Raw genomic sequence first — 15,714 nt, forward strand, 5'->3', positions numbered from 1 at the left:
GTCAGGGATCAGGCGGTGCAGAGCTTCGGCTCGGCGCCCTGGCCGAACCGGTAGTCGTAGGTCGTGCCGTCGACGCTGACGATGATGCGCAGGCCGTCGATCTGCGCCTGCGTGTAGCTCTGGCCGGGCGTCGCGCACCCGAGAGAGCCGTCGTTGAACGTCACGGCCTGGGAGGACACGAGCTGCGGGGTGCCTTTCACCCCGCGTGCGGTCAGATCGGCGACGATCGCATCCCAGCGGCTCTGCGGCACCTCCACGGCAGCGCCCGTCGGCCCGACGGGCCCCGGCGTGGCCGTCTGCAGGGGAGGTCGGCTCGACGCCGACGCGGCGGGCGACTCCGCGGCCGGGTCGGTGGTCCCCGACCCGCACGACGTGAGGGCGAGCGCCGCCAGGGCGATCACGGCCAGGATCGGTATTCTGCGCATGAGAGCCTCCTCGGGCCGGCGATGCGGATGCCGGATGAAGCGAGGGTAGGCCCTGCGCCTGCGAATGCGCGGGGAGGACCACGCTCGCGTGAGGCGAAGCCCTACGCGATCCGCGGTTCGAGGATCGGGGGAGTTGGACGCGACGGCGGGAGTCGAACCCGCAACGCGACCGGGTATGAACCGGTGCCCGGGTCCGCCCGGATCGCCGCGATGCCCCGAGGTGGGGACGCCATCACGCTAACCCGCCACGCCCGTCGTGCCTAGGTGTGTGACCTGTGTTTGCGTTATGTGTCCGCGCGTGACGGGCTTCCGGCCGCCGCATCACAGCGTGCGGTCGAACGCGCCCTGGCGGGTCGACACGATGTCCTTGCCGAGCGGCATGAGCGAGATCGGGATCATCTTGAAGTCGGCGATCGCCATCGGGATGCCGATGATGGTGATGCAGAGCGCGATGCCGCTGACGAGGTGCCCGATCGCAAGCCACCAGCCCGCGAGGATCACCCAGACGACGTTGCCGAGGAAGGACCCCACGCCCGCGGTGGGCTTCGGGACGATCGTGCGTCCGAACGGCCAGATGACGTAGCCGGCGGTGCGGAACGAGGCGATCGCCCACGGGATCGTGATGATCGGGATGCACAGCACCACCCCGGCGATCACGTAGCCGACGAACAGCCAGAAGCCGGCGAAGATGATCCAGACGATGTTGAGGATCGTGCGCATGGGTCCATTGTCGCCGCAACCGGGCGGGGCTACACGCGCCGCCGGGCCGCCGCGCCCTGCGCGTGACGGAGCAGTCCTACGAGTCCGCAGATCAGGGCGAGCGCGCCGAGCGCCATGAGCGTGCCGGCGACGAGCGTGGCGGCGTCCAACTGCGGCACGATCGTCGCGAGATCGTCGAGCGCGCCGGGTGCCCATGTCAGTGCGGCACCGACCATGGCGACCGCCACGAACACGAGGCCCCAGACGATGCCCGCCCAGCGGATGCGAGGCTGCGGAATCGCGTCGAGAGTCGTGTTCTCTTCGTCGGCGGTGGATGCGGCGGTCAGATCGGTCACGGTGTCGCACTCGGTCATCGGGAACCTCCGGTGGTGGGCGTGGGGAGGAAGACGGTGACGAACCCGCCGTCCTGTTCGAGGACGATCCTCTGATGGGTACGGGAGACGGGGTCGCCGAACGCAGCCGTGTAGCGGACCCGGCCGTCCGGGAGTCGAGCGGACGTGACGCCCGGGATGTCGTCGAGTCGCGAGAAGGAATACTCACCGGAACTGCTCACGCTGACGCCGTCGACGGCGGCGTCGCGTGTCGTGATCTCTATGTCGATCCGGGCAGAGTCATCGGGAGGCTCGGGAAGAACGCGGGTGTTCCCCGACTTCTTCTCGACGAAGGTGGCGCCATCGAGGCCGGTGTCCTGTGTCGCGATGACGAGGTCGCCCCACGTCTGCACGAACGGGTCCGATGCCGAGGTGCCCGGCTGCGAAGCATCGCCCACAGCGATCCAGTAGCTTCCGATATGAAGCGTCTGCGCAATCGGCACCGCCGTCGCTGCGCCCGCGCCGAGCAGCGTCACGACGGTCACGAACGCGAGGAAGCCGCTGCGGCGGCGCAGCGCACCGGCCATCACCATCGACATGCCGAGCACGACGCCCGCGACGAACAGCCCGCGTGCGGCGCCCAGGGCATCGCGCTGAGCGATGGCGGTGGCGGTACCCGCGATCACGGCGACTCCGACGGCGACGCCGACGAACGCGAGCGGCGTGCGGGGAGAGTTCAGACGCCGCAGTCGACGGCGCTCGGCGGCTTCGGCAGCGAACGCGGCGGCGCGCTCCTGCCGCTCGCGGCGCGCCTGCTCGCGGACGGCACGATCGGCATCCTGCTGCTGCCGGCGCCAGGCGTCGTCCTGCACTTTCCACGCGGCGTGCTGCTCGCGCCACGCGGCGTAGGCGTCGTCGCCGGGTGCAGGGCGTTTCGACTCGGCCGTGCCGGCCCCGCTCGACGACCGGAGGTCGGGGGCGGCGTCGCTCGAGGAGTCGGGGGCGGTGCCCGGGGACGGGAAGGCAGGGGAGGATGCCGCGAAGCCGGCGGCATCCGTCCCCTGCGGGTCCGCGGAGGCGACCGGACCCGAACCGGTGGCCACGGCGGACGCGTCCGGCGATGCATCCGCAGCGGAAGCCCTCTGCTGCGGCGGTGCCGGGGACACGGAGCGCGCGGAGTGACGCGCCGCGCGCACGATGATGAACAGGAGCGCGACGGCGAGAACCAGACCGACGGTCACCATCAGCGCGGACAGCGCAGACCATCCGCCGAGCCCGGGGCTCAGCATCCACTGCGGGATGCCGCCGACGAAGACGGCTCCCGGTCCGAGCGGGATGAGCCCGAGGATCAGCAGACCGAGAATCCCGATCTGAGCCGGCTCGAACCGACGACGCAGGGCGTCGCGCAGCAGAATCCGACCATCGAGGTCGGGCAGGAGCGCCCAGGCGAGCGCGTAGAGGAAGATCACCGGGAACCCGAAGAGGCCGACCACGACCAGGATGCCGCGGACGATCAGCGGATCGATCCGCAGGCGCGCCGCGATTCCCGCCGCGACCCCGCCGATCCACCCGTCGCCGCGGATCAGCCCGAGTCCCCCGGTCCACGAGAAGAAGCGGTCGCCGGCGTTGCGGCCACCGGTGTCGGTGTCGGGAGGAGGAGGTTGTGTCGACACGGTCGTCTGCGGCGGCTCCACGGGTGGGGTGGTCATGCATCGATCTTCGCGGCGCGGCGGCCGCGCCGACCATCGGGGGAACCCCTGAGACGGCCCTGATCTCTGCAGCTGCGGCGATGACGGCCGCGCTCGCGGATGGTTTGATGGGCCGTATGACGCCCGCCGCCGCCCCGGATGCCGCGCGCACCGCGCCCGCGCCGCGTCCTGTGCCGCCGGCCCGGCCGCCGCTCGTGCGTCCTCGTGAGTGCGTCGTCGCCGGCGTCGCCGAGGGCCTCGCCCACCACCTCGGTGCTCCCGTGAGCGCGGTGCGCGCGTTGTTGGTCGTCCTCGCGCTGTGCGGAGGTGCCGGCATCCTCTTCTACGCCTGGTGCTGGGCCTTCGCGCCCCGCGCCGCCGGAGACGCGCCGACCACGAGCTCGGCGCCGATCGCCTGGATTCTGACGTGCGGCGCCGCGATCATCCTGCTGCCGCTGACTGCGCTCGCCGTCGTCGGCTCGCGTGCGAGCTCTGACCTCGCCGCCGTCGTCGGCGCCGCATCGGCGGCGGCCGCGGCCGCGGGAGCATGGGCGACGCTGGTCGACCGCCGTGACCCTCTCCGCGGACCGGGGCACGCGGTGATCGTCCGAACCACGGCCGTGATCATCCTCCTCGCCGTGTTCGGAGTGACCATCCTCGCCCTCCGCGACGGCGTGGCGGCGGATGCTCTCCTGATCGTGGTGCCGCTGATCGCGCTCGCCGCGGTGCTGTCGTCGACTCTCGTCGAGAAGTGGCGCGAGCTCACGGGTGAGCGCGACCGGCGCATCCGCGAGGAGCAGCGCGCCGAGATGGCCGCTCACCTGCACGATTCTGTCCTGCAGACGCTCGCCCTGATCCAGAACCGGGGCGGCGCATCGAGCGACGTCGCGCGGCTCGCCCGGGCACAGGAGCGAGAGCTGCGGGCCTGGCTGTACGACGGCGATCAGCCGGCCGACAGCGACCTCGCCACCGACCTTCGCGACTACGCCGCCGCGCTCGAGCTCGACTACCCGGTGCGGATCGACGTGGTCGCCGCGGGGATCTCGAATGAGCGCGCGAGCGGCGAGATCGCGGCGGCGGCACGGGAAGCGATGCTGAATGCGGCGCGCCACGCCGGCGGCGACGTCTCCGTCTACATCGAAGGGCGCGCCGACGGCGTCGACGTCTTCGTCCGCGACCGGGGGCCGGGTTTCGTTCTCGACGACGTGGCGGACGACCGGCTCGGCGTTCGCCAGTCGGTGATCGGACGCATGCGGCGCCTCGGCGGCACCGCGACGGTGACGTCGGGACCGGAGGGCACCGAGGTACAGCTGCGGGCGACGACGGCAGAGGGCAACGCTCGTGGCTGACGGCATCCGCGTGGTCATCGTCGACGACCACTCGATCTTCCGCTCGGGTCTGCGCAGCGATCTCGACGACGACGTCGCGGTGGTCGGGGAGGCGGCGGACGTGCCGACGGCGATCGCCGTCGTCGCCGAGACACAGCCGGACGTCGTGCTGCTCGATGTGCACCTGCCCGGGGGACGCGGCGACGACGCGACGGGCGGCGAGGACGTCATTCGCGGCTCTGCCGGGGTGTCGACCCGCTTTCTGGCGCTGAGCGTTTCCGACGCGGCCGAGGACGTCGTGCGCGTGATCCGCGCCGGAGCGCGCGGCTACATCACGAAAGGGTCGTCGGGCGCCGAAGTGAGCCGTGCCGCCCGCGCCGTCGCCGACGGTGACGCCGTGTTCTCGCCGCGGCTCGCGGGGTTCGTGCTCGACGCGTTCGGAGCCGTCGCCGGCGAGACCGCCGCCGTCGACGACGAGCTCGACCGGCTGTCGGCCCGCGAGCAGGAGGTGATGCGCCTCATCGCCCGCGGCTACGCGTACAAGGAGGTCGCGAGCGCACTGTTCATCTCGATCAAGACGGTCGAGACGCACGTCTCGGCGGTGCTGCGGAAGCTGCAGCTGTCGTCGCGGCACGAGCTGACGGTGTGGGCCTCTCAGCGGCGCCTGCTGTGACGCGCGGCGCCTGCGGTGTCGGAGCCGCGACCTAGACTTGTCGGGATATGAGCGACCCGATCAAGCCCGTCATCGTCGGCATGCCCACGGATGCCGCGCGCGGCACGGGGGCGCGCGTCGACGACGACCTCCTGGCCGGGCTCAACCCCCCGCAGCGCGAAGCGGTCACCTATCGCGGACAGGCGCTCCTCATCGTCGCCGGCGCCGGATCGGGCAAGACCAGCGTGCTCACGCGCCGCATCGCCTCGCTGCTGCGCGGCCGCGAGGCGTGGCCGAGTCAGATCCTCGCGATCACCTTCACCAACAAGGCCGCCGGCGAGATGCGCGAGCGCGTGCGGCAGCTCATCGGCGACACCGCGCAGGGGATGTGGATCTCGACGTTCCACTCCGCGTGCGTGCGTATCCTCCGCCGCGAGGCCGACCAGTTCGGCTTCACCAGGAGCTTCACCATCTACGACTCGGGCGACTCTCGGGCGCTCGTCAAACGTCTCGTCAAGCAGTACGAGGCCGACGCGTTCGGCCTGACCCCGGCATCCGTGCAGAGCCGCATCTCGAAGCTCAAGAACGAGCTCGCGGATGCCGAGTCCTTCGCCCGCACGGCCAACATGAGCGACCCCGCCGAGCGTCTGTTCGCGGAGATCTTCGCCGACTATCAGCGCTCGCTGCAGCGCGCCAACGCCTTCGACTTCGACGACCTCATCGCGCAGACGGTGTATCTGTTCCGCGCCTTCCCGCACGTCGCCGACACCTACCGGCGCCGGTTCCGGCACATCCTGGTCGACGAGTACCAGGACACGAACCACGCGCAGTACGCGCTCATCCACGAGCTCACCCGGCCCATCGAAGACGTCGGGGCGCTGCTCGACGAGACCGACGGCGCCTCGCTGACCGTGGTCGGCGACTCCGACCAGTCGATCTACGCCTTCCGCGGCGCCGACATCCGCAACATCACCGAGTTCGAACGCGACTATCCGGGTGCGAAGGTCGTGCTCCTCGAGCAGAACTACCGGTCGACCCAGAACATCCTCACCGCCGCCAACGCCGTCATCAGCAACAACTTCGACCGCAAAGACAAGAAGCTGTGGACCGACGTCGGCGCGGGGGAGAAGATCGTCGGCTTCACCGGCTACTCCCAGCACGACGAGGCGCAGTTCGTCGCCGACGAGGTCGAGGCCCTGCACCGCGCGGGACTCGCGTACGGCGAGATGGCCGTCTTCTACCGCACCAACTCGCAGTCCCGCGCGCTGGAGGAGATCTTCATCCGCGCGGCGGTGCCGTACAAGATCATGGGCGGCACGAAGTTCTACGAGCGCGCCGAGATCAAGGACGCGCTCGCGTATCTGATCGCGGTCGCCAACCCGGCCGACGAGCTGAGCGTCCGCCGCATCCTCAACAAGCCCCGCCGCGGCATCGGCGACGTCACCGAGACGGCCATCGCCCGCTACGCCGCGGACGAGGGCATCACCTTCCGCGATGCACTGGCCAATGCGTCCGCCCTCGGCGTCGGGCCGAAGATCCAGGCCGCCATCGCCCAGCTCGACGCCGTGCTCGCCGAAGCGACCGCCATCCTCTTGCCCGCCTCGGGCGAGGCGCCGCCCCCCACCTCCGTCACCGACGGACTGAACCTGCTGCTCGGCAAGAGCGGCTACCTCGACGCCCTGCGGATGTCGAAGGACCCGCAGGACGAGGCGCGCGTCGAGAACCTCGACGAGCTCGTCGCGGTGACGCGCGAGTTCGCGCGCAACAATCCCGACGGGACGATCCTCGACTTCCTCACGGAGGTCGCGCTCGTCTCGGATGCCGACGACCTCGCCGACGCGTCGGGCTCGGTGTCGCTCATGACGATGCACACGGCGAAGGGGCTGGAGTACGACGCCGTGTTCGTCACGGGCGTCGAGGAGGATCTGATCCCGCACCGGATCTCGGCCGGCGAGCCGGGCGGCCCGCAGGAGGAGCGGCGCCTGTTCTACGTCGCCCTGACCCGTGCCCGCAAGCGGCTGCACCTGTCGCTCGCGATGACGCGCGCCCAGTTCGGCGAGGTCTCGGTCGCGATGCCCAGCCGGTTCCTGCAGGAGATCCCGCACGAGCTCATCGACTGGCGGCAGTCGCCCGGAGACATCAACTCCCGCGGCGGCGGCCCCTCGCGCGCGCTCAACGCGCGGCGTCCGGGCGGCGGTTTCGGCGGATCGGGCGGATCGCGCTACGGCGACGATCTCGTCCCCCTGCCGCGACGCGAGAAGCCGGCGGGCGACCTGACCAAGTTCACGAACCGCATTCCGGCGAAGGTGCGCGACAACGGCGACATGGAGCTCGCCCCCGGCGACCGCATCCGCCACGAGGACTTCGGCGAGGGGCGCGTCGACCAGATCACGGGCGAGGGCGCCAAGCGCGTCGCGCACGTGCGGTTCGATCGGGCCGGCCAGAAGAAGCTGCTGATCAAGATCGCGCCGATCGAGAAGCTGTAGCGCAGCGCTCCGCGCCCGCGGAGGCAGAGTCGGGGCGTCGCGGCTAGGCTCGAACGCATGGCACTGTTCTCGCGTCGCGGCCGATCCGACACCACCGAGGATGCGGCGACGCCCGCGGTCGATCCGGCCGAGTCCGCCGCCGACGCGTCCGCGCCGACCGAGGCCGCGGCCGAAGCGGTGCCCGAGGTGCGCATCTCCGTCTCGACGTTCGGCACCGACCCCGCGGTCGCCTCCGCCCCGCCCGCGGCGGCGACCCGCCCCGCCGCGACCGCGCCCGAGGCTCAAGAGATCGTGCCGGGCCTGATCGACAACGGGCTGCTGCAGGCGGCTCTCGCCGCGCTGTCGGACGAACCGCAGAACACCGAGATCATGAACGTCATGCGCCAGGCGCTGCAGGGGCAGCTGTTCCTCCGCGCGCAGGGCGACGTGCAGGCGCTGCTCGCCGCGGGAGAACAGATCAACCTCGCGATCGCATCGCTCGAGGGCAAGCGCTTCCTCCTCGCCTTCAGCGGCGGTGCCGCGCTGCAGGCCAGCGTCGAGTCCGAGGGGGGTGCGTCGACCTCGGTCATCGGCCAGCCCGCGCTCGAGGTGCTGCGCAACGCCGTTGCCGGCGGGTACGACGGCATCTACCTCGACCACGCCACGCCGGGTGCCCGGGTGATCCTTCCCGCGCCGCTGCTCAGCCGCGCCATCGAGGAGAGCGAGCCCACCTTCGAGATCAAGGCGCTCCTGTCCGGACCGCGCGATGAGAGCACGCCCGCCCGCGTCGCCGACGCCCTGTCGCGCCTTCCCGTCTGGGTCGCCGGCGGCACGGACGCCGAGGGGCGGATGGGGCTCGCCGAGGCGCGGACCCCCGAGGGACTGCGACGCATCGAGGTGTTCTCGCATCCGCTGGAGGTCGTCGCCCTCGGTCGCGGCGATCGGCCCCTTCCCGTGCAGCCCGTGCAGCTCGGGCGGGCACTGGCATCCGAGCCGGGTCTGACCGGCGTCGTCGTCGACCCCGGCGGTCCCTGGATCGAGCTGGACCTCGCCGCCCTCGCCGGCGTGATCGCCCTCGCCGACGACTGACACCCCCGGGCGCTCGCGGAACCGGGGGCGCGACGCAGATGCGGATGCCGCGCGCCGCGCCGTCCGCATCCGGTTGAGTGATCCGAATCCGCTGCCGTCGCGGAGACCCCTGTCGCCGTCGCCGGGCGCCCCCTAGGGTCGAGGCATGGCATCGGAGCGCATCACGATCGAGGTCGGCGACCGGGAGGTGTCGCTGTCGAGCCCGAACCGCGTGATCTGGCCGGAGCCGGGCATCACCAAGCGCGAGCTCGCCGAGTATTTCCTCGCCGTCGCGGAGCCGTTCCTGCGCGCCAACGGCCACCGGCCGGTCTCGCTCGAGCGGTTTCCCGACACGGTCGACGGTGAGCGCTTCTTCTCGAAGAACCCGCCGCGCGGCGCGCCCGACTACGTGCACGAGGTCATGTGCACGTACAACAGCGGTCGCCGCCACCCGCAGGTCGTGCTCGACGAGGCGGCGGCGATCGTGTGGGCCGTGCAGATGAACACGGTCGTCTTCCATCCGTGGGCCTCGCTCGCGAACGACACCGACAACCCCGTCGAGCTGCGGATCGACCTCGACCCCCAGCCGGGCACCGACTTCGCGGATGCCGCGGCGGTCGCGCCCGCGCTGCGCGAGGTGCTGCGCGAGGCCGGGCTCGAGCCGTGGCTGAAGACGAGCGGCAATCGCGGCATCCACGTGTTCTGCCCGATCGAGCCGACCCATGAGTTCCTGGACGTGCGGCACGCCGTCATCGCCGCCGGGCGCGAGCTCGCCCGACGGCTGCCGGATGCCGTCACGATGGACTGGTGGAAGGAGGAGCGCGGCGCGCGCATCTTCGTCGACTTCAACCAGGCCAACCGCGATCGCACGATGGCCGGCGCCTACAGTCCGCGCGCTCTCCCGTCCGCGACGGTCGCGACGCCGATCACGTGGGACGAGCTGGCGGACGGCGTCGATCCCACGGCGTTCACGGTGCGCACCGTCCCGGAGCGTCTCGCCGCGATCGGCGACCCCTGGGAGGGGCTGCAGCGCTCCCCGGGCCGCATCGACACGCTGCTCCAGTGGTGGCAGCGCGACCTCGAGGCGGGGCTCGGCGAGCTGCCGTTCCCGCCGGAGTTCCCCAAGATGCCCGGCGAGCCCCCGCGGGTGCAGCCGAGTCGGGCGAAGAAGGACTGAGCGGGTTCACCGCCGCGTCGCCCACCGGCATCCGCGGCGACACCCGGGCCGCTTATCGTGGCGCGCGAGCGCTGCGGCGCGGAAGGGGGCGGGAATGGGTGCGAGGGATGCCGCGACGCGCTGTCTCGCCGCACTAGCTGCCACGATCGCCCTGCTCGCCGGGCCGACCTCTGTCGCGTACGCGGCCGACGACGGCGCGAGCGCGGACGGGGGCGGCTCGACCATGGTCATCGCGGTCGTCGTTCCTCCCCACGATCGCCCCGCGCCGCCCGTGACCCCGCCCGCGGACGCATCGGGCGGCTCCGACGCCGGGGGCCTCGCGTCGACCGGCGACCAGGTGGCCGGCGCGCTCGCGTTCGCCGCGGTGGGGGCGGCGCTGCTCGCCGCCGGGGCAGCGCTGCGTGCCCGCGCCGCGCGTCGATCCTGACGACCGCCGGGTCGTCAGTCCGCGCCGGACGCGCGGGTCCCGGCCGCGCTCGGCCCGTGCGCGACGGTGTCCGCGGCATCCTCCGCCCCGACCGTGCCCTGGGCCTCCGCGAGGGCGTCGGCGACGGCGCGGGCGACGCGCTCGTCCTCGCGCCGTCGCCGCGTCGCGGCGGCGCGGCGGCGCAACCAGACGGCGCCGAGCGCGATCGCGGCGGCGAGCAGCACGAGGATCAGCAGCAGCCACGGGACGGCGAGACCCATCGTCTGGGTCGCGACGGGCTCCAGCGCGCTCGTCGAACCGGACGCGTCCACGACGATCGGTGTGACCGTCGCGGAGGCCACGAGGGCGAGCATGCCGGCGATGCCCGGCACGGTGATCTGCACGTCGCGGGTCTCGCCGGGGAGGATCTGGACCTCGGGCGCGACGTCGCCGGCATCCGTCGGGAACCAGCCGAAGGGGCCCGCGATCGAGGCCGCCTGCTGGGCCCCCATCGTCGTGTTGCCGGTGTTGTGGAGCGTGTAGGTGAGGGTGGCCGCGCCGTTGCCGAGTCCCCACGTGCCTCCCCAGCTCACCTGCGGGTTCTCGATCGTCAGCGCGGGGGCGAGCGCCCCCGAGACGCGCAGCCCGATGCGGATGCCGAGGCGGCGGTCGACGGAGATGCCCTGATCGGCCGACGATGCGAGCGAGGTGACGATGCCGCCGACGTAGTCGCCGGGGGTCGCGGTCGCGGGCACCGACACCTCGAACGGCACGGTCGCCGACTCGTCCGGCGCCACCGTGACGGTGGTCGCGGCGGCACGCGTCCAGGCGCCGATGCCGACGGAGGTCTCCGCGGGCGTCAGCAGGTCGAGCTGCCCGCCCGCGCCCGTGTAGCCGTCGGCGGCGTACACCGCCAGCTGCAGCGGCGCACTGCCGTGGTTGCTCACGACGAGGGCGTCGCTGACGCTCTGGCCCGGATCGACCGCGTACGTGTACGAGGTGCGCTCGGCGCCGAAGCCGTTCGAGGCGGTGCGCACCGTCCAGGTGACGTCGTCCGCGGAGTCGGCGGCGGCATCCGTGACCGCGTGAGCGGAGGCGGCCGGCACCGCGACGCCGCCGAGGAGGACGGCCGCGGCCAGCAGGGGAGCGGCCAGCGCCGTGGGGAGAGAGCGGCGGGAGCGGAACATGGGGTCCTCCGGCGTGGGGTGGGAACGGGTGCGTCCCGAGGCGGATCGGCGGCGATGAGCGCCGATCCGCCCCGGGGCGCGGGGTGGGGTGGAGATCAGTTGCTGATCGCCGTGAGGGTGAGCGTGCCGCGGTAGCTGCCCTTGTCGACGTCGACAGGGATCTTCAGATCCAGGTCGGAGCCGAGGGTCGCGGTGCCGCGCTCGTGGCCCTGCGCGGCCGAGCCGAGCACACGCGAGTCGGACAGACCCGTGCCGCCGTCGTAGCCGGAGCCGACGGTCGCGCCCGCGACGGCGCCGCCGCCGGCGGTCACCAGCTTCGGGGTCCAGCCGAGGTACGAGCCCGAGAACGACTTGTCACCGTCGGTGAAGTCGCCGACCTTCGCCGCGATCGACCAGGGGGCGACGGCGCGGCGGGTGTCGGTGACGGTGATCGGGTTGATCTGACCGGTGGCCTCGAAGTAGCTGTTGCTCTTCTCGGTGGCGGTGCCGAGGTCGACGAGACCGTTGTGTCCGTCGATGGTCCAGCCGAACTCGCCAGGCGCGGCGTCGGGCACGTCGACCTGGATGTCCTGACCGTCGCCGTGGTTGGGGTGGATGGTCACCTCGTCCTGCACCGAGCCGACGGGCTGCGCCGCCTGCGTGCCGTTCGCGGGGCCGCACCACAGCACCTTGCGCAGCTCGACGGCCGCGTTCGGCGCGTCGCACGTGCCGGAGCGCACGTTCTGCACGACGAGGGCGTCCTTCTGCACCTGCACCTTGACGAAGGTGCGCACGTGCTCCTGGTTCTCGACCGAGTTGTACCAGTAGTTCGACGGGTTCTGCGGGTCGGCGCCGTTGCCCGCGCCGGAGGTGGCGTCACCGGCGACGGGCGCGGTGAGGTCGTAGTACTTCGAGCCGGAGGCCGAGTTCGCCGTCACGTAGACGACGCCGCCGGGGCCCTCGAAGACCTCGTTCTGACCGGGCTTCTCGTCGGCGTTCGCCTTCTGGCCGTTCTTGATCTCGTACGAGCGCGAGTAGCTGTGGTCGTGGCCCTGGAGCACCAGGTCGACCCCGAGCTGGGAGAACGTGGTCGGGAAGTCGACGCGGCGCACCTTGTTGTCGGCATCCTGCGCGTGGTCGGCGGGGGAGTAGATCGCGTGGTGGTAGACGAGCACGGTGTACTTCGCCTGTGCGCCGTGAGCGTTGATGACGTCGGTGACGTACTGGATGTGAGCCGCGTCGCCGCCGCCGCCCGACGAGGAGGTGTAGCTGTTCGAGTTCAGGTCGATGAACAGCACGTCCTTGTGGATGAACCAGTAGTCGCCGCCCGACGTGTTGGAGGTCGGGTCGCCGTTGACGTAGTACTGGCTCGATCGGTCGGTGTTGGGGGTGTAGAAGTGCTGCTCGTACGCCTTGCCGCCGACGTCGTGGTTGCCGATCGTGGCGACCCACGGGTAGCTGCGAAGCTGCGCGGGGGCGAGGAAGCCGTCCCACTGCGCCTCCGTGTTGGCCTTGTCGACCTGGTCGCCGCCCGAGACGAGCAGCTCCGCGTTCGGGTTCGACTGCAGCGAGACGTTGACCGTGTCGACCCACCCGGCGGTGTCCTTCGCGACATCGCCCGACGAGCCGATCTGCGGGTCGCCGTAGAAGAGGAAGTCGAAGTCGCCCTCGAAGGAGTGCGTCTGGAAGGTCGTGGTCGTCGACCACGCGCCCTCGGCACCGACGCGGTAGGAGTACTGCGTGTTCTCCTGCAGGCCGGTGATGGTCGCGTGGCGGTTGTAGCCGCCGCTGGTCGCGATGTTGGCGCCGCCGGTCGCGGCGAACGTCACGGCGGATGCCGGGAAGGCGCCGCCCACGAGCGCGGCCGTAGGCGCGACCTGCACGACCTGGGCCGTGTCGGCGGAGGTGTACCAGCTCACGATGCGCTGGGTCTCGTCGGCGCCGACGCCGAGGATGACGCCGGTCTGCGTCGTCGGGGTGTCGGCGAGGGCGGGAGTCGCGACGACTCCCGCGAAGGCCGTCGCGCACAGCGTGGCGGCGGTGATCCAGGCGATCGACCGGCGCGGGAGGCGCGGCGCTCGCAGTTCGGCGGAGTGCGGCATGGTCTGTCCGTTCATGGGTGAGGGATGCGTGGCGAAGGCCCGACGCAGGCGCCGCGAGGGGCGTCATCTGGACGATCCGCCTCGGGGATGACACCGCGGTGAACATCTCGCCCCGGAGCGGTGACGTCGCGGCGAAACTCTGAGGGTTCGCCCAGAGCGGGCTCAGTCCCAGCCGAAGACGCGCTGCACGAACCAGATGAGGCCCGCGAGGGTGACGGCCACCGCGAGGGCGCCGGTGGCCCACATCGCGAGACGGGGAGTGCGTCGCCGCAGCAGCACGAGCACCGGGAACACGAGCGCGATGAGGCCGATCTGCACGGCTTCGATGCCGAGGTTGAACACGAGCAGCGACCACAGCAGCGTCCACGACCACGGCTCGTCGATGCCGAGGGCGGAGGCGAAGCCGAGGCCGTGGATCAGGCCGAAGCAGAAGACCACGAGGAGCCGCAGCCAGCCGGCGCGGTCGAGCCCGAGTGGACCCGAGTCACGGGTCAGCTCGGTCGCGGCCTCACCCTCGCGCCACAGGCGGAACAGATACCAGGCGGCCACGATCGCGATGGACAGGGCGATGGTGGGCTCGATGATGATGCTCGGCAGGCTCACCACCTTGGTCGCGGCGAGGATGAAGGTCACCGAGTGGGCGATCGTGAACACCGTCGCGGCCAGGACGATCTCCCGGAGCTTTCGCGAGCCGGCGATGAGCGCGAGCAGGAAGAGGATGTGGTCGATGCCGGTCAGCAGGTGCTCGGCGCCCAGGCGGAAGAACTCCCAGAAGCGTTCCCACGTGCTCTGCGCGGTCGAGAACTCCGGTGTCGAGGCGTCCAGGGCGGCCGACCCGGCGTGCAGGTCGATGTCGTAGGTCAGGATCGTCTTCGTGCCCGTGACGTAGCCCTCCTCGTCGGGGAACAGGGTGCTGCTCACGACGTGCGCCTCTCCCGGCGGGCAGTCCACCGCGAGCGGGACGACCACGTAGGGCACCCCCTCCTGCACGGTCATCGTCACGGTATCGAGTGCGCCGAGCGTGCACGTGCCGGCGTCGCCGCCGGTCGTGCGGACCGTGAAGCGCTCGTCGAGGTAGCGCGAGACGGTGTCGCGATGATCCCTGACCGCCGCGGCCATCGCCGCGTCGTCGCGTGCATCGAAAGCGGCCGTGCCCGCCCGGAAGAAGTCGTCGTCCTGCTGGGTGTCGGCTGCCGAGACCACCAGCAGGTCGTACTCGAGCTGCAGCGTCGCGACCGTTCGTCCGTCCTCGTCGTGCGACAGGTCGGCGAAGACGACCGAGCTGAAGCCGTGCGCCAGGGCGGCGGATGCCGACACGAGTGCGGGGGCCACCGCCAGCACGGCCGTGAACGCGACGAGGAGGGCGGTGGGGAGGCGGCGAACGGTCACGGCGTGAGCGTGCGCGTGCTCGGTGAACGGAGGTTGACCCGTGTGACAACCTTGGACGAACGACGTGCCGCCGGTAGCGGTGCCCGCCGCATCGACGGCGATGCTGGAGGGGTGCGACCCGCTCGGCTCCGTCCCCTGCCCGCGCGTCCGCGCTCCGTGGCCGCGGGAATGGCGATCGCCGTGGTCGCGGCATCCCTCGTCGGATGCGCGGCGGACTGGAGCTCGCCGCATCCCGCTCCGACGCTCGTCGCCGCGGCGCAGCCCGGGTTCCTGCCCGCCACGCCGCTCGCGCCCGCCGCGACCATGACGCCGAGCCCGGGATCGTGGCTCGGAGCCCACCCCTCGCGGGGGTACCGCGTGGTGCTGCTGACGATGGGCGACGAGGCGGGCACTGCCACGATGGCCGAGGCCGTGCGCACGTGGGCGCGGGAGGTCGGGGCGGACCTTCGCGAGGTGCGGGCGGGAACCGATCCGATCCCCGCGATCTCCGAGGCGATCGGGATGCATCCCGATGTCGTCATGTCGGCGGGCGACGCGCTGGTCGACCCGCTCGCGATCGTGACGGCCAGCCACCTCGATCAGCCGTTCCTCGTGCTCGGCGGCGAGCTGGCGGAGCCGACGGAGAACGTGCTCGCCGTGGACTGGGCGGGTGCGGGCTTCCGGGGAGAGGACCTCGGTCAGGCCGCGCATCACGACCCGGCCAGCTTCACCCCCGAACGCTGCCGCGACGCGGTCGACGCGGGTGTCGCGGCGCTGCTGAGCGGCCAGAACGGCGTCGTCGTCTGGATCCCCTGAGCGCGGGACGGACCGGCGCGGG

Annotated in this window: 14 protein-coding genes and 1 tRNA gene; 7 read left to right on the top strand and 8 right to left on the bottom strand. The window is 71.8% G+C overall.

The features are described 5' to 3' along the window. Window positions 1-8: 8 nt before the first annotated feature. The 5 genes from AC6CQV_RS01650 to AC6CQV_RS01670 form a co-directional block, all read right to left on the bottom strand. A complete protein-coding gene (locus tag AC6CQV_RS01650; protein ID WP_498260081.1) occupies window positions 9-425 on the bottom strand; it encodes a DUF8738 domain-containing protein in 417 nt (138 codons plus the stop codon). Between the two features lie 134 nt (window positions 426-559). Next, a tRNA-Met gene (locus AC6CQV_RS01655) sits at window positions 560-635 on the bottom strand. Between the two features lie 111 nt (window positions 636-746). Further along, a complete protein-coding gene (locus AC6CQV_RS01660) occupies window positions 747-1,145 on the bottom strand; it encodes a YccF domain-containing protein (RefSeq protein WP_060960343.1) in 399 nt (132 codons plus the stop codon). 29 nt (window positions 1,146-1,174) lie between these two features. Then, window positions 1,175-1,498, bottom strand: coding sequence for a hypothetical protein (locus AC6CQV_RS01665; protein WP_498260082.1), 324 nt, complete (start codon window positions 1,496-1,498; stop codon window positions 1,175-1,177). Then, window positions 1,495-3,165, bottom strand: coding sequence for a PspC domain-containing protein (locus AC6CQV_RS01670; RefSeq protein ID WP_498260083.1), 1,671 nt, complete (start codon window positions 3,163-3,165; stop codon window positions 1,495-1,497). Before AC6CQV_RS01670 ends, AC6CQV_RS01665 begins: the two co-directional genes overlap by 4 nt. A 107-nt stretch (window positions 3,166-3,272) precedes the next feature. Here AC6CQV_RS01670 and AC6CQV_RS01675 point away from each other — a divergent pair, with 107 nt between their 5' ends. The 6 genes from AC6CQV_RS01675 to AC6CQV_RS01700 all read left to right on the top strand — a co-directional run bounded on the left by AC6CQV_RS01675 (window position 3,273) and on the right by AC6CQV_RS01700 (window position 10,261). Continuing rightward, window positions 3,273-4,493: an ATP-binding protein gene (locus tag AC6CQV_RS01675; protein ID WP_498260084.1), complete on the top strand. Its 1,221-nt coding sequence runs from the start codon at window positions 3,273-3,275 to the stop codon at window positions 4,491-4,493. Beyond that, the gene (locus AC6CQV_RS01680) at window positions 4,486-5,145 is read left to right on the top strand and encodes a LuxR C-terminal-related transcriptional regulator (RefSeq protein WP_498260085.1); all 660 of its coding nucleotides are present in this window, start codon (window positions 4,486-4,488) and stop codon (window positions 5,143-5,145) included. The genes AC6CQV_RS01675 and AC6CQV_RS01680 overlap by 8 nt, the downstream gene beginning before the upstream one ends. Window positions 5,146-5,192: 47 nt before the next feature. Next, a complete protein-coding gene (locus AC6CQV_RS01685; RefSeq protein ID WP_498260086.1) occupies window positions 5,193-7,610 on the top strand; it encodes an ATP-dependent helicase in 2,418 nt (805 codons plus the stop codon). 57 nt (window positions 7,611-7,667) lie between these two features. Then, a complete protein-coding gene (locus AC6CQV_RS01690) occupies window positions 7,668-8,678 on the top strand; it encodes an SseB family protein (protein WP_498260087.1) in 1,011 nt (336 codons plus the stop codon). Between the two features lie 145 nt (window positions 8,679-8,823). Further along, window positions 8,824-9,834 (top strand): non-homologous end-joining DNA ligase, encoded by a 1,011-nt coding sequence (ligD, locus tag AC6CQV_RS01695; RefSeq protein WP_498260088.1) that lies wholly within the window; start codon window positions 8,824-8,826, stop codon window positions 9,832-9,834. A gap of 94 nt (window positions 9,835-9,928) precedes the next feature. Then, window positions 9,929-10,261, top strand: a complete 333-nt coding sequence (locus AC6CQV_RS01700; protein WP_101306816.1) for a hypothetical protein — start codon at window positions 9,929-9,931, stop codon at window positions 10,259-10,261. Between the two features lie 14 nt (window positions 10,262-10,275). Here the strand turns inward: AC6CQV_RS01700 and AC6CQV_RS01705 are convergent, their stop codons facing one another. The 3 genes from AC6CQV_RS01705 to AC6CQV_RS01715 all read right to left on the bottom strand — a co-directional run bounded on the left by AC6CQV_RS01705 (window position 10,276) and on the right by AC6CQV_RS01715 (window position 14,897). After that, on the bottom strand, window positions 10,276-11,427 hold the full coding sequence (locus tag AC6CQV_RS01705) for a WxL protein peptidoglycan domain-containing protein (RefSeq protein WP_498260089.1): 1,152 nt from the start codon (window positions 11,425-11,427) through the stop codon (window positions 10,276-10,278). Between the two features lie 95 nt (window positions 11,428-11,522). Beyond that, on the bottom strand, window positions 11,523-13,523 hold the full coding sequence (locus AC6CQV_RS01710) for a purple acid phosphatase family protein (protein ID WP_223848730.1): 2,001 nt from the start codon (window positions 13,521-13,523) through the stop codon (window positions 11,523-11,525). A 147-nt stretch (window positions 13,524-13,670) separates the two neighbouring features. After that, window positions 13,671-14,897, bottom strand: coding sequence for a HupE/UreJ family protein (locus AC6CQV_RS01715; protein WP_498260090.1), 1,227 nt, complete (start codon window positions 14,895-14,897; stop codon window positions 13,671-13,673). Between the two features lie 111 nt (window positions 14,898-15,008). On the opposite strand from AC6CQV_RS01715, the gene AC6CQV_RS01720 reads away from it, so the two are divergent. After that, window positions 15,009-15,692, top strand: coding sequence for a type 1 periplasmic-binding domain-containing protein (locus AC6CQV_RS01720; RefSeq protein WP_498260091.1), 684 nt, complete (start codon window positions 15,009-15,011; stop codon window positions 15,690-15,692). Window positions 15,693-15,714 lie beyond the last annotated feature (22 nt).

It is taken from the genome of Microbacterium sp. EG9 (assembly GCF_059759475.1).